Here is a 19,818-nt window from a genome sequence, read left to right on the forward strand (position 1 = left end):
TCATCCTATTCAAGATAACTCTTGTAATACTTTTGCACGTTCGTCTTGAAGCCAACAGTCAACCGCATGTGTATCAGATTTTGTTGTCGTAGAAGGATATACATGATCGCATACTTCCATCGCATACGGACATCTAGCCGTGAAAGGACATCCTTGCGGTGGCGAAAATAAATCTGGTGGTGTTCCTTCAATTGGCTGTAGCTCTTCTTCAACCAAATCCAGACGTGGTACTGAATTTAAAAGTCCTTTAGTATATGGATGCTCTGGTGTGTAAAATATTGCACGCTTATCACCAATTTCTACTATTTTCCCTGCATACATTACTGCTATTCGATCAGCTATTTTTGCAACGACTCCTAGATCATGAGTAATTAAAATAATCGATATATCTGTTTTTTGCTGAATCTCCTCAAAGAGTTCTAAAATTTGTGCTTGGATCGTTACATCCAGTGCTGTTGTTGGTTCATCTGCAATCAATAGCTCAGGTTCACAAATTAGCGCAATGGCAATTACGATTCGTTGACGCATTCCACCAGAAAATTGATGAGGAAATTGCTTTAAACGTTCTGTAGGATTAGGTATCCCTACTAATTCCAACATTTCTATTGCTTTTTGCTTTGCATCCTGTTTACTTACTTTTTTATGTGTCCGAAGTCCTTCAGTTAACTGCTCCCCTATCGTGAGAGTTGGGTTTAGTGCAGTCATTGGATCTTGGAAAATCATTGAAATATCAACGCCTTGAATTTTCCGCAGTTGGGGCTTCGACATATTCGTCAATTCTTTCCCTTTAAATAGAACACGGCCATTCTTAATAATTCCAGCAGGCTTTGGTATTAACCCCATAATCGCATTAGAAGTAACGCTTTTTCCACATCCCGATTCACCCACTATTGCAAGTGTTTCCCCTTGATGTAAATCGAAACTAACCCCTCTAACCGCTTCAACCTCTCCACCATATGTTCGAAAAGAAACCTGAAGATTATTTACCTGTAGTACTTTTACATCTGACCTAACTTTCTTTGACTTCTTTCTATTCTTTTGCACCCCATAGGTACCTACTGGAAGAGATTTATCTACTTCATCAACTCGCTCTTTTATTTGTTCCTTTGCATGATCTAATTGATGTTCATTCATCCAATCTACCTCCTAAGCTTCGGATCTAGAGCATCCTGCAGTCCATCCCCTAGCACATTAAATGCAAACATTGTTAAAGAAATAAATAATGCAGGGAAGAATAAACGCCACCAATGACCAGATAAAATAACAGGAAGCGCATCATTTGCCATTACACCCCAGCTCGCAAATGGGGCCGCTATCCCTAAGCCTAAAAAACTTAGAAATGCTTCTGCAAAAATAGCACTCGGAACTGTAAGTGTCATCTGAACTATAATAGGACCCATCGTATTCGGTAATAAGTTTTTCCGTATAATTCTAGAGCTCTTCGCACCAAACGATTTGGACGCTGTGACGAATTCATAATTTTTTATTTGTAATACCTGTCCTCGTACAATTCGAGCCATCCCTACCCATCCAGTTACTGTAAGAGCAACAATAATGGTCGTCAAACTTGCACCCATTATAACCATCAGTAGTATGACTACTAACAAATGTGGTAATCCATAAAGCACTTCTACCACACGCATCATGAAGGAATCTGTGCGTCCACCTTTATATCCACTAATACCGCCGTAAATAATGCCAATAAAGAAATCAATTAGTGCAGCCATCACTCCAACAAATATGGAAATACGGGCACCGTACCAGGTTCTTGTAAATACATCTCGTCCTGCTTCATCTGTACCAAACCAATGAGCTGCGGATGGAGGCTGATTTTGACTAGGGTAATCAGTAGCTGTAACTGAATAGGGAGAAAAAATAGGACCAAATACCGCGAAAAGCATTAGTAAAATAAGAAAGATTAATCCTCCCATCGCCAATTTATTTTTTCGTAAACGGCGCCAAGCATCCTTCCAATAGGATAATGAGGGTCTAACAACTATTTCTGCACTGCCCTGCTTCTTCGGAAGAGGTCGAAACCATTCATCTTTAACATGCTGAGGGGACACTACTTCTTGTGAATTTGTCATTAGGCATCCCCCTCCTTACGGTGTAATTTTATACGTGGGTCCAGTAATCCATAGACAATATCTACAATGAAAAGCATGAACACCAGAAAAGCGCTATAAAACACAGTTGTCCCCATTATTACTGGATAATCTCGGTTATTAATACTCTCTACGAAATATTTGCCCATTCCTGGAATAGCAAAAATACGCTCGATTACAAAAGTTCCTGTTAGTATTCCCGCAAGCATAGTCCCCAAAATAGTCACTACTGGCATAAGTGCATTTCTTAATGCATGGCGGATAATTATCCTTACTGGTGATAATCCTTTTGCACGAGCCATTTTTATATAATCCTGTGTTAGCACCTCTAACATACTAGATCTAGTTAAACGAGCAATGATAGCTGTAGGCCCTGTTGCCAGAGCTATTACGGGCAATATCATATGTAACGGACTAGACCAGGTTGCCGCCGGAAGCAAGTCCCAAGTCACGGCAAGTTGTTGGATAAGTAATGTAGCAAGGACGAAGTTAGGAACAGATATACCAATAACTGCAAATGTCATAGCAAAATAATCTATTAGACCATTATGTCGAAGAGCAGCAATCGTTCCTAGTATTATTCCTGATAGCAAAGCTACTAAAATAGTAACCATCCCAAGTTCAAAGGAGATTGGAAATCCTCGTGCCAACAAATCATTTACAGATTCATTTGGTTTTTTAATCGAAGGACCAAAGTCAAATGTGACAATAGATTTTAAATAGCTTAAATATTGAACATGAAGTGGTTCATCTAATTTATAAAACTTTTCTAAGTTTGCTTGAATAGTAGGATTAGTCGTCCGCTCTCCTTCAAATGGAGAACCCGGTATTAAGTGCATCAATACGAAAGTCAATGTCGCGATGATTAAAATCGTTGCAATCATCATGAGAAAACGCTTAATAATATATTTCTGCATCCAAAATCCCCCTTAACAGAATTTAGCTTGTAACGCTAATTCCACCATAACAAGCATTGCTCGGTAAGCCTCTAATATATCTTTAGCTTTAAACTTCACCGTTGTAGTCCCTTCTATAATTTCACAACCTGGCATTAAAGCTGCCCACTCCGCTTGACCGTAGTTAACAAATTCGACTCGTAATATCGGGTTTTCAGGTGGTGTTAGAGGCTTTATTTGCTCTCGTTTTTCAATAGCCTCGGCTACTTTTTCTTTAAGCAAGGCATGTGATTTTAGAGGGTGTAACGTTTTTACAGCTGAACGAGAAATAGACTCTTTCATCACTGCAGTTACTACACCGGGTAAAAGATCTTGCGCTTCCCTACACGCACCGTCGTCTCCTGCCACCATAATAACAGGCACCCCATAATAGCCTGCTACATAAGCATTTAATCCAAGTTCTCCAACCACTACATCATTTATGTACATATTCCGAACCCCAAAAATCATCGAGTGACTCATGACACCCGGTTGTCCAGCACGCGAATGATAACCAGCGAACACTGCTCCTAAATACGTTTCGTCTAGCGAATGCACCATTGAATAAGGCTTAAAATCTCCTGTAATTAAGGATGCATCTGGATGTAATTCTTCTACGAGAAGATTATTCATCTTAGAATGACTGTCATTGACTAATATTTCTTTTATACCTTTTGATATAGCACCTTCTACAATTGCATTAGCTTCCTGGGTCATTATACGTCTCGCCCGTTCGTAATTATGCTTATTAGACTCTACAAACGTATAGTCTGGTAAACCAGTAATCCCTTCCATATCGACTGATAAAAATAGCTTCATATTACTCCCCCATATCATTCTATTTTTCTTTTTGGAAACCGAAATAATTATAAACTTTATCAAAATATACTGAAAATTACAATATATCTAAATACATAGATATTATTTTATGCGAATACTTTTAAAGAAAATGGAAGGCTTTTAGTAAGTTAAATAAAAAAAGCAAATGCACTTTTTACAAAAGGCATTTGCTCGTACTTTCTAAATAACGTAGAAAAAACTACAATATCGATGAATTATCTATTCTGACCTGGGAAGAACTGTTGCTGTCCGAATTGTTGTTGCCCAAACTGTTGTCCAAATGGCTGACCAAAAGATTGTTGTGGAAACTGTCCTTGTTGCATAGGAAATGCCTGTTGGCTTCCAGGTGCCATTACATTTTGGTTGGTCACTGTATAAAAATGTTGAGGGACGTTTACGATATGTTCTCTATTCACATTTACAATTGGGTGGATAACAGGTTGCATTCTTGGTGAGAACGAATCACGCACTCGGTATTGCGGGGGACAAACAACTGGTTGCGCAGCTGGTTGATGCCACTGCGTTTGATGACAGGAATTACAGGAACAGGGTTGACGATGTTGATTCATGGTTAATTCACCTCCTTCTTGCACTACTATTAGTAAATGCAAGAGGACAGCAAGCAAACTAGACAAACATCTCCATTGAGTTAAAAATAAAAATTGCTTTTTTAGCTTTCATTACGAAATAGAAGTTTCAATATCATCTAAAATGGAAATACTTAAAAGAATCGGGACAAAGTGTATTGGTTGATTTGATATCATTTTATAGTATAGTTAACTGTTTAACTTTAATTATGTAGGGGGAAACATGAAAAAATTATCAAAGGTATTTTATATTACAATGAGTTTAATAGTTTTAGCTGTCGGTTACGGGGCTTTAGCTCCCGCAAGTTTTGAGGCTATTACCACAACTATTAAGACTTTTGTTGCTTCGTCATTTGGTTGGTACTACATGATACTTATGACGTTTATGCTAGCATTAAGCATTTTCTTCATCTTTAGTCCATACGGAAAAATTCGACTCGGAAAAGATACAGATCGTCCACAGTTTTCAACTATTACTTGGATTGCTATGCTATTTTCTGCCGGTATGGGAATTGGGCTTGTCTTTTATGGTGCTGCCGAACCTTTATCACATTATGCCATCGATCCTGCGACAACAGAGCCAAATACTAGTGCAGCTTTTAAAGAATCACTCCGCCAAACTTTCTTCCACTGGGGATTCCATGTTTGGGCAATGTATGGAGTAGTTGCCCTGTCTCTTGCTTACTTTCAGTTCCGTAAAGGGGAACCAGGCTTAATCTCTTCTACATTGAAGCCGATTTTCGGCAAAAAGATGGAAGGCCCTTGGGGAACACTCGTGGATGTGCTAGCTGTTTTCGCTACAGCTTTCGGTGTTGCTACTTCTCTCGGATTCGGTGCAGTTCAAATTAACGGAGGGTTAAATTACTTATTCGGCTTTAAAATTGGGATTATGTCTCAAATTATCATTATAGCGGTTGTCACTGTTCTTTTCGTAATGTCCGCTTGGTCAGGATTAAGTAAAGGGATAAAATATTTATCCAATACGAATTTGATATTGGCTCTTGCTTTACTTGGGTTTGTCATTATACTTGGACCAACATTATTAATTTTTGATATGTTAACGGATTCTTTTGGGGGCTATTTGGCAAATATCGTACAAATGAGCTTCCGAACATCTCCATTAAATGCTGGACATCGTGAATGGCTTAATAACTGGACTATCTTCTATTGGGCATGGTGGATTTCTTGGGCACCATTTGTTAGTATGTTCATCGCTCGAGTTTCTAAAGGGCGCACGATTCGCGAGTTTGTCACAGGTGTTCTTGTAGCTCCTACTATACTAGGAGCCTTTTGGTTTTCGGCTTTTGGTACGACAGCAATCGACTTTCAAAAAAGAGGAGTTGGCGACCTAGCTCAAGCCTCGACCGAATTGACGATTTTTGAAATGTTTAACCTGATGCCCCTCTCTACCGTTATTTCTGTATTTGCAGTTATATTAATTAGTTCCTTTTTCATTACTTCAGCAGATTCTGCTACTTTCGTTCTTGGTATGCAGTCGACAAATGGATCACTGACACCACCGAACAAAGTAAAGCTTGCTTGGGGATTTGCACTATCTGTAATTGCAATTATATTGTTATCCGTTAATGGGTTGGATGCATTGCAAAATACAATAATTATTGCTGCCTTACCATTTTCGTTTGTAATGCTACTAATGATTATTTCGCTTTTGAAGGCATTAAAAGCAGAAGCAAAAGCAATGAAAATAAAAAAATAACAAAAATGCCAAGGGTTTTATTCCCTTGGCATTTTTGTTAAGTTACTTTCTTTCCCATTATCAAATGAGATGCGAAAAAGAAAGTTATATTTTACTCGTTTACAGTCTTCAACAAATGAGTATGAAATGTAATCGAGATGTTACACAGTTTAACCCCAAACTTCTTTAGAGATATCAACAATATATTTTAGTTTTTCCCATTGTTGTTCTTCGGTAAGCTTATTACCGTGATGGGTGGAAGCAAAGCCGCATTGAGCACTAATACTTAGTTGCTCTAATGGTACATATTGAGTTGCTTCTTCAATTCGAGCAAGAATGTTGTCCTTGTTTTCTAATTCACCTGTTTTAGAGGTGAAAATACCTAAAACTACTTTTGCTCCTCCTTTTGGTATATGAGCAAGGGGCTGAAAATCTCCAGAACGATCATCATCGTATTCTAAGAAGAATCCATCCACTTTTTCTTTTGCAAATAATGTCGGAGCTATCAAAGCATAGCTTCCACCAAAAGCCCAAGTGGATTGATAGTTTCCACGACATAGATGTGTCGTGACTACTAAGTCTGCTGGTTTACTTTCTAGGATACCATTGACGACCCTTAGAGCGAGATCTATTAAGTATTCTCTTTCTCCTTCTTTATATGGAATATCTGGAGAAGACAGACCTGCAATATAAACATCGTCTATTTGTAAATATCTAACTCCTGCCTTATAAAAGGCTTGTATAGTTTCTTGATAAGCCGCAATTACATCCTTTGCAAATTCTTCTACATCTGGATAGACTTTCTCATCTCGTATTCCAGGATGGAACAATTGGTTAGGACTTGGGATAGTTTGTTTGGCAACTGCACGACCAGCTACAATCTCATTAAAATCAATAAAGTCTTGGATAAATGGATGATTTGGGTTGAAAGAGATCTTGCCGATATTGCGAACTTCGTATTTCTCTGTTTCTATCCCTTCAAATATATACCCTTTTTCGGGTACATACCCTTCAAAACCATTTAAATGCTCTAGGAAGTCTAAATGCCACCAGTCGCGACGAAACTCTCCATCTGTCACAAGCTCTAGACCTACCTCGATTTGCTTATTAACGATTCTTTGAATTTCTTTAGTTTCAACTGCTTTTAATTGTTCTCTAGTAATTGTTCCCTCCTTGTATTCTTTTCTCGCGGTTAATAAACTTTCTGGCCTTAACAAACTTCCTACATGGTCTGCTCTAAATGGTGCTTGAATAGCTGTTTTAACTGTCAATTTATCCATCTCCTTTTATGGTAAAATAGCAAATGATCGTACTGGGAATCCAGAGGCTTTCTCTGGTTTTGGAACGATATTGAATATAATAGCTCCTTTTGCAGGGAGCTTATCTAAGTTCGTTAATAGCTCTATTTGGTAAGTATCTTGTTCAAGCACGTAATATTCCCCATGTAATGCTCCATTTTTTAGATAATCCACACTTGAATCAGTGTCAAATGTTTCATGTCCTATAGCTTTAACCTTTCTTTCTTGGAATAAGAATTTTAACGCTTCTATTCCCCATCCTGGTACGTGATTATTACCATCTGTATCTTTATTATTAAATGCTTTTTCGTCTGGCCAACGTTTACTCCAATCAGTACGAAGTGCGACAAATGAGCCTTCTTCGATTTTTCCATGTGCTTTTTCAAATGTTAAAATATCATCCACTGATAAAGTAAAATCATTATCCTCAGCAGCTTCCTTAGACTGGTCAATGACAACTAATGGTAATACGAGTTCTTTTAATTCCAGTTCTTCTAAGTAACGAGAATCTCTAACAAAATGAATTGGTGCGTCTATATGCGTGCCATATTGCCCTGCAAATTGAAAGCTTTGTGCAAAAAATCCATCGTCATGATTAAACAACGTGTCTATTTCAGCTGCCTTAAAAGCTGAAAAATGTGGTGAGTTTGCTCCGAATATGTGTGTTAAATCTACCCACTGTTTTTCTTTTAAAGTGTTGAAGGCTTTTAATAATTCCGATGACATATTTGATTTCTCCCCCTATTTTTATAGTTTAAATCAAATAAAACCCCTTCTTAGAAACAAGAAGAGGTTTACACGTCACCAGTGATTATTCTCTTCTTATCTTCAAGCTAACGCTTCTGGAATTAGCACAGTACATAATTGCCTGTTGCTGAGGTATCATAGGGCCAAGTCCCTCCACCTCTCTTGATAAGAAAGTTGTTTTATTTGATTAATGCCTAGTATACAAATAGAAATTATATAAGTCAACAATAATTTTTGATTTATTTAGAATATATTCTTTTTAATGAATCTCGTTGGTCCTCTTTTAGGTTTATCTTTGATCGAATTGCTTTGGCCATTTCTTCTGCTTCTTCTACTGTTTCTGCTAGATTTAACTCCATCAAAGTGGCAACAGCCATTGTCCCTGCTCTTCCACCACCTGAATTACAGTGAAAGTAGACATTTTTACCCTGGTTATATGCTTGAACGACTTCATGGATACCAGCTTTAATTGAATCAACCTGTTCGTTTTGTCCATCCAAAATCGGTTGATGTACCTTTAAATTTTCAGCAGGATGATCTTTAGATGCAACCCTTAGGTCGAAAATAATATCTATTTGTTCATTAGCTAATAGAGGTTCAACCCCATCTACGCCTCCTACAAATATACGATTCGGGATTAAGGCCTCATAATTATTTTTTTCCATACTACCCTCTCCTTTGTTTTAGATTCATTATAACAGGGAGACTATGAGATAATAAGAAAAGTGCAAGCGTCTATGGAAACCTAGAAAAGCGTTGGAGCTAGACAGACACTGAATAAAAGGTTATACATTTTAATTTAATAAGAATAGAGATTGTGATGAAAGTGAGGGATTCCTATGATTCGCACGATTGGTATAACGACCGATCATGATATAGTAAGTGACTTTCCATTAGAGGATATAAAACAAAAAAAGTTTGAATGGTACTGGATTGATATTGGTGAGCCCTCCAAGGAAGAGGAGCTTATACTTAGTTCTTTTTTTCATTTTCACCCACTCGCTATTGAAGACTGTCTACAAAGACTGCAGCGACCTAAGGTAGATTATTATGATGGATACAACTTCTTTGTTTTACACACGCTTAACGAGGAGACATTAGAGGCAGAAGAGTTAGATATATTTGTAGGTCAGGATTATGTAGTGTCATTTCATTTCCATCCAATGCATGAAATGGAGCAGGCACGAGAGCGTATTAGACAAAATCCACAAGGCTGGGATAGAGGTGCTATCCATGCAACTTATCATATAGTCGATAAAGTGGTGGATGCCTATTTTCCGATTGTCTACAAAATTGAAGACTATTTAAATGCTGTAGAAGATAAGCTCACTTATGATATGCGCCATTTTTCTATGGATTTGGTGTTCGATCTTCGAGGAGATTTGCTACGTTTAAGACGTACAGTTATTCCTATGAGAGATTTACTCTATCGAATTTTAAATTCAGAACGAATGAATTTACAACAAACAGAGCACACCTACTTTGCAGACATTTACGATCATTTAATACGACTGACAGAGATGATTGAATCGAACCGGGAACTGACCGCCGATATCCGGGATAGTCATATGTCGATAAATTCTAGTCGGATGAACCGTATTATGATGATACTAACGATTGTATCAACCGTTTTCATCCCCTTAACGTTTATCGTGGGAGTATATGGAATGAACTTCAAGAACATGCCCGAGCTTGAGTGGAAATATAGTTATTTTGTAGTGTTGGGCGCTATCGCTCTCATTGCTGTTTCAATGCTTGTTTGGTTCAAGTACAAAGGGTGGTTTAACTTGTTTAAAGACTAATATAAGAAAAACTGACAAAAGACGCTCGGTCCTTTAAGATCAAAATCTATTTCTATTGTTTTCGAAGAGCTTTGGACAGACGTTTTGCTATACCTTCTTTTTTTCATGAATAATTTAACTATTTATTTTTACTTGCTCTCACCTATTGTTTACTTCCTTCCATCTCTGGCTTACTTGCAGTCAAGAATAGTTTACTTGCTCTAAGTCTATATTTACTTGCGGTTTACTGTCTATTACTTGCGAAAGGGATAATTTTTCCAAAACGCTTTATTCATTCAAAACCTTAATGTGCAGAAATTTAATAGTTGTGTCTTTAAATGATTCTTCATATTCATCGCGCTTTCATAGAGACTTGCTTTAATTTTTATTAAAACTCACTTAATTGATGGTAGCGGAAATCATAGCGGTATTATTCATTTTTATTGATTGGCTGTCCAATAATAAAACAATGCTGTAAATGTAAGTTTTTCTTCATGTGTCAAATTATGTGCTAGGGACACATGAATATTCATCGCCTGTACTTCAAAGGCAGGATGTGTAGCATATGGAAATATTCCAAACCGATACTTAGCTAATCTATGGCCGTCTAAGTCATTCACATCAATATCTCCATACATACTTTTAGCTTCCATTTGAAGCAACTTTTCGTTATTTGCATCAAATACAATAGCTCTATTTTTTATGGACATTGATGGCAAAACAATAGTAGTTACATGCAGATTATTATGGTCACACACCTTTATTTCTAATAATTTCAGCCTATTTTTAATGGTGAATTTAGAAACTAACTTCTCGTCCATTGTTTTTAATTGATAAGTAATTGGAAAGAACATACCAGTTTTTAAAATATTTAATGTCGATAGTTTCCTTCGAAAAGGCTGTTCTTCAGTAGGGTTGATTTTATATAAGCGTTCACCTGTACTGGATACTAAATAAGTTTGAGGGATTAGTGAAACATCTCGTTGAAAATTGAGTTCTTGAACCGGAAAATTAGCTGAATAATAATCGCTGTCTATTTTCTTCTCATCCGGCAATTTTTCTGATGCATGTTGAAAGAAAAAAGATGAGCTATACAAAACAAATAACGCAAAACCAATGGCAAAATGATTTTCTAAGTCTTTCCACATAACGTCTCTAAAAACGATCAGTAAAACTATGTATATTCCTAATAAAAGTATCGATCCAAACTTTGTATATTTGGCTGTTTTTTCGTAAATATGCTTCAAAGTATTCACCTCTAATTATCATACGATGAAATAGAGGATAGAGTTTCAAATAATATAGAAAATACAATTACAATATGATCAAAAAAACCGTAAAGACTATAAACCTAAAGTCTTTACGGGGGGTCATTGTTTCTCTAACGCTCTTCCAAATAGCTTACCGATAAAATACCACAGAATATATATACCTACTACAATACATACAAAGTACAGGACACTTTCCGTTTTTTCCGGTAGACCCATAGGTTCTAAGAAAATTTGAATTGTAACTAACACATAAATGATAGCAGCAATACCTGCTAGTAATACGATACCGATAATAGATAGCTGGGAATAAGTTAGTTGTTTAATATGGTGACGATGTTTCGTTAATTCCAAAAGAACGACGAGTATTATTGCTGTGAAAGTGATAGTAACTTCTTGTAGATAAATCGAATTGATTAAATATAAGACGAGCAGCGTAATCATCAGATATTTGTATAGTTCATCAATTTGTTTTAGCACTTAGCCACTTCCTACTCTTTTAGTATTTCATTTCTAAGCGTTGTTTTCGATGAGCACGTCTAGCAGGTCCTGTTTCATAGAGACGTTTTTCAGCTTCAGTTTCTGGATGTATGCCTGGTACTGGTACAGGCTTCCCATTATCATCAACTGCGACCATCGTTACATAAGATTCTGTTGTTAGTTTCTCTTCCCCAGTAATTAGGTTTGTTGATGTTACTCGAACATAAACCTCCATCGAAGAACGCCCCGCATTAGAAACAACTGCTTCTAACTCTAGTACATCTCCTACCTTTGCAGATGAAAGAAAGTCTACAGAATCAATAGAAGCTGTAACTACAGCACCTTGTGCATGTTTCATAGAAGATATGGCTGCAATCTCATCGATAAATGCCAACACTCTTCCACCAAAAATTGTTTCGTGATGATTTGTATCCGGGGGTAATATTAAATGTGTTTGAATAGTTCTTGACTGACTCATTGGATTGGTGTTCATTATTCTAACTCCTCTTATATAGATAGTCTATGTTTAGTATAGCATGTTCATTAATCCGAGCCAGAATTTGATGCTGCTGCAGCACTAGTGGCGGCAATAGTAGAAATCATAATAGCTTGTTGAGCCTGTAATATAAGCTCTAGCGAAGTTGCCATGGAAATCGCTGCAGTTGCATACGCCTCCTTTGAAGATCTTAAGGACAATCCAAAAGCAATAGGGAGCGCTGAGTCTTTATACCATGAAAATAATTTCATACTTGCAATGGATTCATAGTTTGCTACAATCTGGTTCAATTGTTCCTCCCCTAATTTTAAAGCTGCCATAAATCCTATAATCGGATATTGTGCCTGAGAAGTTTTTATTTTGACGCTTTTTAATCCGTCTCGGATAATTACTGCTCTGCCCACCATATTTTCTTCATACTCTGGGTTGGAATACGTAAGGACCTGGGACATCCACTGTAGTTCATTTCCGGAATAGAATTTATGTTGCTTTAACTCTTTGTAATAGCGGTTCATCGTTTCAGCTCGAACAGCCGTATCGCCTTCCATTTTGCCCAAGAACATTGCATATGGATAATCATCTGTAGATGTTAGAAAGCGATGATGTGCCTTCATGTCATCCATTAATTTTTGTGCCATTTTCATTTCAAATGGCCATTGATCTTTTTGCTCCGACATCATGAGTGCTGCCAAATACGTATAGCTATTCACTTTAAAACCAAACTGTTTTAAGGCATCCGCTTTTTCCATTAACAGATTTACGGCCTGTTCTGGTTCTGCCCCTGAAACATCTAATGTGGCAACAAATAAAGGATTTAGGTGGGAGCGTAAAGCAGAGAAGATTCCTGCTCTCTTTTTCAAATGACTCGCTACCTCCCGATATCTACTTTCATCAAAATCCTTCTCTAAAGTTACATAGTACCCTGCAAGTGACAAGGTTATTCGTTTATCCACGGCCCAACCTAATGTTTTTTTCAATTCATTAAATGTTTGTTCTAACTTTTTTTCAACGCTCATTTTATCACTCCTTTCCTAATTTACGCTATTACTCTAATTTAGTTTCAACTTTTGTTATAATTAATACAATAAGAAAAGTAGGTGTCTATAATGCGTATTAATAAATTTCTAAGTGAAGCAGGGATCATTTCTAGACGAGGTGCGGACAAGTGGATCACTGATGGAAGAGTCATGATTAACGGGAAAACGGCAGAACTCGGCAGTAAAGTAGAAGCTGGAGATGATGTACGAGTAGATGGTGAGCAAATTGTTGTTGAACAACCACTTGTGTACCTAGTATTAAATAAGCCTGTAGGAATAACTAGTACAACAGAAAGTCATATAAAAGGAAATATTATAGATTACGTAAACCATCCACTTCGTATCTTCCACATTGGTCGTTTAGACAAAGATTCTGATGGTTTAATATTACTAACAAATGATGGAGATATAGTAAATGAAATACTTCGTGCAGAAAACCACCATGAGAAAGAGTATGTTGTGACAGTCAATGAGAAAATTACTGATACATTTATAGAGAATATGGCTACAGGAGTAAATATACTAGGTACCAAAACACTGCCTTGTAAAGTTAAAAAAATTGGACCAAAAACATTCAATATAATCTTAACCCAAGGTTTAAATCGTCAGATCCGAAGAATGTGTTCCGCTTTAGGTTTTACAGTGAAAAGACTACAACGAATTCGAATTATGAACATTTCGATTGAAAGTCTTCCTATTGGCGAATGGAGAGAACTTACACCTACTGAAAAAGCGCAACTATTTAAGACGCTTAACTATTCGCCAAAACGGTAATAGTACATCAGGAGGTGAAAATATGTTAGCTCTTAAAAATACCGAGAACTTAACTGGAGCACTTATAAGCGGTGATTATTGGGATTTAGATGAACTTTGTACTGCACTACATCGTTTAACAGGGAAAGAATCACGTTACCTCGATTGGCAAGGTGCTCGCATGCGTCTGTTAAGTATTATGCACGATCTAAGAAATGCTTACCAGGGAAACAGTAATGTAGAAACTGTTGGCAACGGGTTGAAGAAAGATACGATGAAAAATCACGATTTTATCGCATCACAGAACAATATTTATTTTTCAACAGAGATACTATGGCCAGAGCTTATATTTACTTTAGTTGCAATCAACGATTTTATCAATCTTCATCAAAAATACGAACAGGCTACAGATTTAGAAATTCATATAGTGAATGCTCGTAAGTTTCAAGCACTTATTGCAGAGGGTCTGAAAGAGAATATGTCAGAAGAATCATATACCTTTATTATGCAACAGGTGCTAAGCTCTAATGCAAATGCAGAAGAGTATGCCATTCAATACATCGACTTACTTAATATTTCCTATATCGATATGTCTAGGGACCGACGTATTCAATCTTTTGAATCAATTGTACACAATATTGTCGTCCAATCGAAAGACTATAGTAGTTTTAAAAATAAAATTTTAACAGAGACAAACAAAACTAAAAGTACAATACATGACTTCCGTATGAACATAGAATATCCAGAGTATATTGAATGGTAGACTTATAGTTGTATAACAAAAAAGCAGTCCCAAAAATAAACTGTACCCTTTGTAAAGGACATTTTGAAAAAGGTTAGGCAACTTGTTGAAGCTGCTGTCTGTATTTTGCAGGCGGCAGCTTTTTTAAATTCCATTGGCCTCTATAATAATTGTAATATATCATATAACACTTCACTTCTTGTTTTACTTCTTCTAATGTTTCGCATTCTTTTATATTTGTTTCATCTTTAAAATGCCCAAAGAATGATTCTTGTGGAGCATTGTCCCAACAGTTTCCACGGCGTGACATTGACTGTCCAAGATTCATCTTTTTCACTAATTTTTGATAGGTCGGATTTGTGTAATGAAATCCCTGATCCGAATGAATAAAGGCATCATTTCGAATATGTGAATGACGACGTCTTAATTGGTGAAGTGTATCTAATGCGATGTCTAATGTAATTTTATCTGAGACTTCATACGCTAAAATTTCATTCGTCTCTGCGTCTTTAATCGTGGATAAATAAGCACGCTTTCCGCTTCTGTAGTTTAAATATGTGATATCCGTTAATAACACTTTTCCAGCCAACCCTTGTTTAAAGTTGCGCTGCAATTCGTTCGGGCATGTGCGATGTTCTTTTGTTGCTTTCGCCATGCGGCGATAGGGATTCGCTTTTCGAATTGGACAAACAATCTCAAATTTCTTCATAATGCGGCGAATACGTTTTAAGTTATATGTAATCTGGTACTGGTTTTGGAGTGTCATTTTAATTTGGCGTGCTCCTTTTTTGCGTCCTCGGAAATGATACGCCTTTAAAATGATGTTTTTCACCACCTCGTCCGAACCGCCTTTAATTGCACGTTTTTGAATGGATTTTTCATCAAAGTAATTGTAGAAACCTGATCGAGATACATCCATTACCTCGCAAAGATAACTTACCATACGCTTTAACTCATACTTTTTAATAATCTGGTTAATGAGTTCGAATTTTAATTCTGGCGCAATTTTTATTTCTTCTTCACCATCTGCCTTTCGAGTAAATCGAGCTTTTTTAGGAGTTCGTTCTCTGCCTCAAGTAATCGAGTCTTCGCTTCTAATCGTGCATACTTTTCCTCGAGACTTAGTTCTCGTTCAAGTGGGCGACCAGAACTATATTTCCGAGAATCTTCTAACCCAGTAATTCCTTGGTTTTGGTATGCTGTTTTCCATCGAGCTGCCGCTTTATGAATGCGTGTCATCCCCATCATTTCGATATCAAATCCTGCATCTTCAAAAATTTCACGCGGAAACTTCCCAAATTCATTTTCAGTAATAAATAATCGTTTAAATTCATCTGTGTACGTAATCGCTTTATTGCTTACAGCTTTTACATATGGATTCTTTTTTAGTTCTTTTTGTTGGTTAGGTGTTAAATAATTTTTAGTCATAATTTATCGCTCCGAATACTGTTTTTTTCATTATAAACAAAAAGACCCTATAAGATGACCTTTTTTAAAGTGTCTATCTTATAGGGTACAGTTTAAAATGGGACTGCTTTTCTTTACTTTATGAGTTTCCAGCAACTCGCTTTTCGAGCGGTTGGAATAGTTTCTTTTTATCAACATTTGGACGAATGACTTCTAGTTGCTCTAGTGCAAGTTTTGCACCATAATCCATTCCTTGGCAACCAGCTAATAACAGTAAGTCTCCATCTGCAACGTCGTATAGACTATGGTTAATCGCTTCCGGTAACTCCTCGTAAAGTTGAACTTCGATCCCTGCTTCCTCCATAACTTCCTGGAATACTGCAAGCTCACTTTCCGAAACGATATCCTTTTGCGTCACATGGGAACGACTTAATGTAGTAATTACTTCATGGATACCAAGTTTTGGTGCCCATTTAGCAATGGTCTCTGCATTTTCTCTGTTCACCGTTACCCCACGATCACCGCGAATAGCATAGACAAGCTTGATACGTTTAAAGTCCATCTTTTCTAATGTACCTAACGTAATATCTATATTCCCACTGTTAGCAAAGTGGTCATCAATAATTTTAAAATCATCTTCAAAAATAATTTCAAAACGACGTTCTACCCCTACAAACTCCGCCAAACTCTTTTGGATAGTAGCAACTGGCACCTCACATAATAGCCCAATCACAATACTGACCATTGAATTATATACCGAGTGGAAACCAGGAGTAGAAAGTTCAACTGTAAAACTTTGCCGTGGTATAACGAGATCCTGTGTCACTAAATCCTGTCGAATTTCTACTGTAAACTTTGCTCTACCAGTTGATAGGTCTAAGTTTGTACAAATGACATCTGCAGATTGCTCTTCGACTCCAATGGTGATAACCTTCGCTTTTGTTCTATTCACAAGTGAAGCTGAATATGAATCATCTAAGTTCAAAATAGCAACTTTATCAGCACCAGCATTTCGAATAAGACTAGACTTATGATTAAAATAATTTTCAAAAGACGAGTGCAGATCAATATGCTCACGGCTAATATTATTTAGTGTAACAATATCAAAATCCACACAGCCTACGCGATTTAGTTCTAAAGCAGATGAGGAAACTTCCATTGTTGCATGACTTACATTTTCATCCACCATTTGTGCATAAAAACGTTGTAAATCTAGAGATTCTGGAGTTGTTAGTTCAGAAGGCTCTGCATAATCTCCTATTTTCACTACTACTGTTCCCATAAGCCCCGTTTTCAAGCCATGGTTTTCTAAAATTGCATTTGTCATAAATGAAGTTGACGTCTTTCCGTTAGTCGCTGTAATCCCAATCGTTTTCAACTTACGAGTAGGGTGATTATAGAAAGCATCAGCAAGTGTAGCAAGGGCCACTCGTCCATTCTCAACTTTATATTGAGGTACTTCAATACCATCAATAAATTCTTCTACTACTAAAGCAACTGCACCATTGCCAACAGCTTGTCCTGCAAATTGGTGTCCATCTACTTTAAAGCCTTTTATACATACAAACACCTGCCCTTTTTCCACTTTGCGCGAATTATAGGCAAGTCCCGTTATTTCAATAGGTCCAGCATTTTTAGTTTCTAAAACAGGTATATGCTTCATTAAATTTGTAATTTCCATCAAACAGCCACCTTTTATAGTAAATCTTCTCCATCAGTTTACCTCAATTACGATAAGAATTAAACTCATATAATATAGAGTCAATTTATAAATACTTGTATTAGTTAAAAACACGAATATTTACGCTATATAACAATTTTTTTACTTTTTAAAAGTCAATCCTGTTGATTGGAGCGGAGGGCTGCGACTCTAGAGGGAATAGCGCGAGCTGTGAGCCCCGTTGGAACGTATAACAGGGACCCAGCTAAGTGCACCACACCGGTTACTATGGTCTCCCACAAGCTGTTCACACGGTAGACGTCAACTTGTGGGCTTGTTATTAAAAACAAAAACCAAGAAGCACACGGCTTCTCGGTTTTTGTTTATATAATGTCGTTATAATGCTCTTTACAAAATGCAAGAACTATTGCTTCTTCTTCCTCTTCTAAGCCGAAATCTAAAACTTTACCGTTGCTTCGGTTTAAAAAATGATATTGTACAATGCGTGCTTCGCTTTCTTCTATCACTAGAATCACACGTAAATCTAATGAATTACTCTCATCAAAAAGTTCATCATCTTCTGGCACTTCTATTCCAAGCAAAAATTCAAAGCGATCGCCTGTTATGATTCCTGTTGGATCGTTTAACTTATCAACCTCGTAGGATGTTATTTTCAAAAAGTCCACCTCCGTACCTATAGTTTATCATTTTTAATAGATAATAATCTATTTTCGTTATTATTGATATAATATGCTTAATAGCCATAAACTAAGGAGTGGAAAAATGCGTCTAAATCCTGAAAAGTTAATTTATATTTTAGTTCCTTTATATCTTTTACTATTAGTGTTCGGAAAAAATATAAATGAAGTAGTTTACTCTATACTTTCCTTTGTCTTGGGAATCTCTATGCTTTATTTAGCTTATAAACTCCTAAAAAAACAACGAAAAGAGCGTAAATAGGATTAGTCCTGCTCAAATTTTAGCAGGATTTTTCCACTTCAAGTAACATTGCGTAAGCTCCTTTAGATTTGTTGGAACAGACTGCAAGTACTAAGTCATTAGACGGATAGTAGGCTGAGTGAAAACTCACTCCTGGGTCATATCCCATAACATGGTATTTATAGACTTCTTTTTCTTGCTTCTCAATCCAAACCCCGTACCCATAATAACTATTCTCTTCCTCTTGAACATGCGGAGTCAGTAGTATGTTTTTATCTTTTAATAAATTACCTTGTATAAGAGTTTCCCAAAATAACACCATATCCTCAGCAGTGACAAATGCTCCGCCATCTGATCCACCCTGTATGGGAAGGGAATACATATTCGTTTTCCACTTTCCATCTTCGAAATCTATGTAACCAATTGCCGTTTTTGCAGGTAATGCATCTAATGCAAAATAACCTGAGTTCTTCATCTCTGCTTTATCTAAAATATTCTGTTGAACATATTCAGTAAATAGCATTCCACTTACTTTTTCTACGATCAAACCGAGAACTATATATCCCGCATTATTATAAGAAAACTTTTCTCCAGGGATAAACTTCTGCTTCTCCTGTTGAAATAAAGGTAAAAAATCATACAGTCGACGAATATGGTACATCGGAGTTTTTATCCATAACTCTTCAAAGTCATCCATTACTTCCTCATCAAAATAATCAGGAATACCTGAAGTATGCGTTAATAAATGATGGACTGTTACATCTTCATGGAAATGCGGAAAAGAGATATCTAATACATCTTTTAATAGGGAATCAAAACTCAGTTTGTCTTCTTCCACCAGTTGCACAATCGCAACTGCGGTGAAAATTTTGCACCCCGAAGCAATACCAAAGCGAGTATCCTTCTCATTTAAAATGGTTTCCGCACGATTAGCGTATCCAAAACTAGACTGTACTTGCACCAATTCTCTTTGTTTGACAAAGATAGATCCTGAAAATTGATTTTCCGTTTGAATATTTTCTAATTGATTCGTTAAATTACTCATAA

General features: G+C 36.7%; 20 protein-coding genes and 1 riboswitch. Of the genes, 4 read left to right on the top strand and 16 right to left on the bottom strand.

Features of this window, described 5'->3' with window-relative positions; all coding sequences use genetic code 11:
- Positions 1-9: 9 nt before the first annotated feature.
- From ACQCPR_RS19295 to ACQCPR_RS19315, 5 genes are all read right to left on the bottom strand, one after another.
- On the bottom strand, positions 10-1,134 hold the full coding sequence (locus ACQCPR_RS19295) for an ABC transporter ATP-binding protein (protein WP_427137813.1): 1,125 nt from the start codon (positions 1,132-1,134) through the stop codon (positions 10-12).
- Between the two features lie 5 nt (positions 1,135-1,139).
- Positions 1,140-2,087: an ABC transporter permease gene (locus ACQCPR_RS19300; protein WP_427137814.1), complete on the bottom strand. Its 948-nt coding sequence runs from the start codon at positions 2,085-2,087 to the stop codon at positions 1,140-1,142.
- Positions 2,087-3,022: an ABC transporter permease gene (locus ACQCPR_RS19305; RefSeq protein WP_090567675.1), complete on the bottom strand. Its 936-nt coding sequence runs from the start codon at positions 3,020-3,022 to the stop codon at positions 2,087-2,089. Before ACQCPR_RS19305 ends, ACQCPR_RS19300 begins: the two co-directional genes overlap by 1 nt.
- Before the next feature lie 12 nt (positions 3,023-3,034).
- Positions 3,035-3,859 carry a M55 family metallopeptidase gene (locus ACQCPR_RS19310; RefSeq protein WP_427137815.1) on the bottom strand — a complete coding sequence of 275 codons (825 nt, stop codon included), beginning with the start codon at positions 3,857-3,859 and terminating at the stop codon, positions 3,035-3,037.
- A gap of 236 nt (positions 3,860-4,095) precedes the next feature.
- On the bottom strand, positions 4,096-4,449 hold the full coding sequence (locus ACQCPR_RS19315; protein ID WP_241598566.1) for a hypothetical protein: 354 nt from the start codon (positions 4,447-4,449) through the stop codon (positions 4,096-4,098).
- A gap of 241 nt (positions 4,450-4,690) precedes the next feature.
- Here ACQCPR_RS19315 and ACQCPR_RS19320 point away from each other — a divergent pair, with 241 nt between their 5' ends.
- Positions 4,691-6,184 (top strand): glycine betaine uptake BCCT transporter, encoded by a 1,494-nt coding sequence (locus ACQCPR_RS19320; RefSeq protein ID WP_090567669.1) that lies wholly within the window; start codon positions 4,691-4,693, stop codon positions 6,182-6,184.
- Between the two features lie 149 nt (positions 6,185-6,333).
- Here the strand turns inward: ACQCPR_RS19320 and ACQCPR_RS19325 are convergent, their stop codons facing one another.
- From ACQCPR_RS19325 to ACQCPR_RS19335, 3 genes are all read right to left on the bottom strand, one after another.
- Positions 6,334-7,434, bottom strand: coding sequence for a 5-methyltetrahydropteroyltriglutamate--homocysteine S-methyltransferase (locus ACQCPR_RS19325; protein ID WP_427137816.1), 1,101 nt, complete (start codon positions 7,432-7,434; stop codon positions 6,334-6,336).
- A gap of 15 nt (positions 7,435-7,449) precedes the next feature.
- Positions 7,450-8,187, bottom strand: coding sequence for a cyclase family protein (locus ACQCPR_RS19330; RefSeq protein ID WP_241598569.1), 738 nt, complete (start codon positions 8,185-8,187; stop codon positions 7,450-7,452).
- Between the two features lie 93 nt (positions 8,188-8,280).
- Positions 8,281-8,380, bottom strand: a riboswitch (SAM riboswitch).
- 67 nt (positions 8,381-8,447) lie between these two features.
- Positions 8,448-8,873: a protein-tyrosine phosphatase family protein gene (locus tag ACQCPR_RS19335; protein ID WP_090567662.1), complete on the bottom strand. Its 426-nt coding sequence runs from the start codon at positions 8,871-8,873 to the stop codon at positions 8,448-8,450.
- A gap of 174 nt (positions 8,874-9,047) precedes the next feature.
- Between ACQCPR_RS19335 and corA the strand changes: the two genes are divergently transcribed.
- On the top strand, positions 9,048-10,010 hold the full coding sequence (gene corA, locus ACQCPR_RS19340) for a magnesium/cobalt transporter CorA (RefSeq protein ID WP_427137817.1): 963 nt from the start codon (positions 9,048-9,050) through the stop codon (positions 10,008-10,010).
- Between the two features lie 419 nt (positions 10,011-10,429).
- On the opposite strand, the gene ACQCPR_RS19345 is transcribed toward corA, so the two are convergent.
- The 4 genes from ACQCPR_RS19345 to ACQCPR_RS19360 form a co-directional block, all read right to left on the bottom strand.
- Entirely contained in the window at positions 10,430-11,236 is an 807-nt protein-coding gene (locus tag ACQCPR_RS19345) for a hypothetical protein (protein WP_427137818.1), read from the bottom strand.
- A gap of 123 nt (positions 11,237-11,359) precedes the next feature.
- Positions 11,360-11,737, bottom strand: a complete 378-nt coding sequence (locus ACQCPR_RS19350) for a hypothetical protein (RefSeq protein WP_090567654.1) — start codon at positions 11,735-11,737, stop codon at positions 11,360-11,362.
- A 19-nt stretch (positions 11,738-11,756) separates the two neighbouring features.
- Positions 11,757-12,230, bottom strand: coding sequence for an acyl-CoA thioesterase (locus ACQCPR_RS19355; RefSeq protein WP_090567651.1), 474 nt, complete (start codon positions 12,228-12,230; stop codon positions 11,757-11,759).
- 50 nt (positions 12,231-12,280) lie between these two features.
- Positions 12,281-13,249, bottom strand: a complete 969-nt coding sequence (locus tag ACQCPR_RS19360) for a DUF4003 family protein (RefSeq protein WP_090567648.1) — start codon at positions 13,247-13,249, stop codon at positions 12,281-12,283.
- Between the two features lie 90 nt (positions 13,250-13,339).
- On the opposite strand from ACQCPR_RS19360, the gene rluF reads away from it, so the two are divergent.
- Together rluF and ACQCPR_RS19370 are read left to right on the top strand one after the other, a co-directional pair.
- Complete coding sequence (gene rluF / locus ACQCPR_RS19365) at positions 13,340-14,044, top strand: 23S rRNA pseudouridine(2604) synthase RluF (protein ID WP_427137819.1); 705 nt, start codon at positions 13,340-13,342, stop codon at positions 14,042-14,044.
- Between the two features lie 22 nt (positions 14,045-14,066).
- A complete protein-coding gene (locus ACQCPR_RS19370) occupies positions 14,067-14,786 on the top strand; it encodes a DUF6904 family protein (RefSeq protein WP_427137820.1) in 720 nt (239 codons plus the stop codon).
- Between the two features lie 73 nt (positions 14,787-14,859).
- Here ACQCPR_RS19370 and ACQCPR_RS19375 read toward each other — a convergent pair.
- From ACQCPR_RS19375 to ACQCPR_RS19390, 4 genes are all read right to left on the bottom strand, one after another.
- A protein-coding gene (locus ACQCPR_RS19375) for an IS3 family transposase (RefSeq protein ID WP_340928296.1) occupies positions 14,860-16,193 on the bottom strand; the annotation gives its coding sequence in 2 pieces (ribosomal slippage) (positions 14,860-15,806 and positions 15,806-16,193; 1,335 coding nt in all).
- Positions 16,194-16,311: 118 nt separating this feature from the next.
- A complete protein-coding gene (locus ACQCPR_RS19380) occupies positions 16,312-17,853 on the bottom strand; it encodes a Mur ligase family protein (RefSeq protein ID WP_090567639.1) in 1,542 nt (513 codons plus the stop codon).
- Between the two features lie 362 nt (positions 17,854-18,215).
- Positions 18,216-18,509, bottom strand: coding sequence for a DUF6509 family protein (locus tag ACQCPR_RS19385; RefSeq protein ID WP_090567636.1), 294 nt, complete (start codon positions 18,507-18,509; stop codon positions 18,216-18,218).
- Between the two features lie 302 nt (positions 18,510-18,811).
- Positions 18,812-19,816 carry a serine hydrolase domain-containing protein gene (locus ACQCPR_RS19390; protein WP_427137821.1) on the bottom strand — a complete coding sequence of 335 codons (1,005 nt, stop codon included), beginning with the start codon at positions 19,814-19,816 and terminating at the stop codon, positions 18,812-18,814.
- Positions 19,817-19,818: the final 2 nt, after the last annotated feature.

Origin of the sequence: Psychrobacillus psychrodurans, assembly GCF_050209195.1 — a bacterium.
Classification (GTDB): domain Bacteria; phylum Bacillota; class Bacilli; order Bacillales_A; family Planococcaceae; genus Psychrobacillus; species Psychrobacillus psychrodurans.

Coding starts and splice junctions, on each gene's coding strand:
- ACQCPR_RS19295 (WP_427137813.1), bottom strand. CDS start 1,134: ATGAATGAACATCAATTAGATCATGCAAAGGAACAAATAAAAGAGCGA.
- ACQCPR_RS19300 (WP_427137814.1), bottom strand. CDS start 2,087: ATGACAAATTCACAAGAAGTAGTGTCCCCTCAGCATGTTAAAGATGAA.
- ACQCPR_RS19305 (WP_090567675.1), bottom strand. CDS start 3,022: ATGCAGAAATATATTATTAAGCGTTTTCTCATGATGATTGCAACGATT.
- ACQCPR_RS19310 (WP_427137815.1), bottom strand. CDS start 3,859: ATGAAGCTATTTTTATCAGTCGATATGGAAGGGATTACTGGTTTACCA.
- ACQCPR_RS19315 (WP_241598566.1), bottom strand. CDS start 4,449: ATGAATCAACATCGTCAACCCTGTTCCTGTAATTCCTGTCATCAAACG.
- ACQCPR_RS19320 (WP_090567669.1), top strand. CDS start 4,691: ATGAAAAAATTATCAAAGGTATTTTATATTACAATGAGTTTAATAGTT.
- ACQCPR_RS19330 (WP_241598569.1), bottom strand. CDS start 8,187: ATGTCATCGGAATTATTAAAAGCCTTCAACACTTTAAAAGAAAAACAG.
- ACQCPR_RS19335 (WP_090567662.1), bottom strand. CDS start 8,873: ATGGAAAAAAATAATTATGAGGCCTTAATCCCGAATCGTATATTTGTA.
- corA (WP_427137817.1), top strand. CDS start 9,048: ATGATTCGCACGATTGGTATAACGACCGATCATGATATAGTAAGTGAC.
- ACQCPR_RS19355 (WP_090567651.1), bottom strand. CDS start 12,230: ATGAACACCAATCCAATGAGTCAGTCAAGAACTATTCAAACACATTTA.
- ACQCPR_RS19360 (WP_090567648.1), bottom strand. CDS start 13,249: ATGAGCGTTGAAAAAAAGTTAGAACAAACATTTAATGAATTGAAAAAA.
- rluF (WP_427137819.1), top strand. CDS start 13,340: ATGCGTATTAATAAATTTCTAAGTGAAGCAGGGATCATTTCTAGACGA.
- ACQCPR_RS19370 (WP_427137820.1), top strand. CDS start 14,067: ATGTTAGCTCTTAAAAATACCGAGAACTTAACTGGAGCACTTATAAGC.
- ACQCPR_RS19380 (WP_090567639.1), bottom strand. CDS start 17,853: ATGGAAATTACAAATTTAATGAAGCATATACCTGTTTTAGAAACTAAA.
- ACQCPR_RS19390 (WP_427137821.1), bottom strand. CDS start 19,816: ATGAGTAATTTAACGAATCAATTAGAAAATATTCAAACGGAAAATCAA.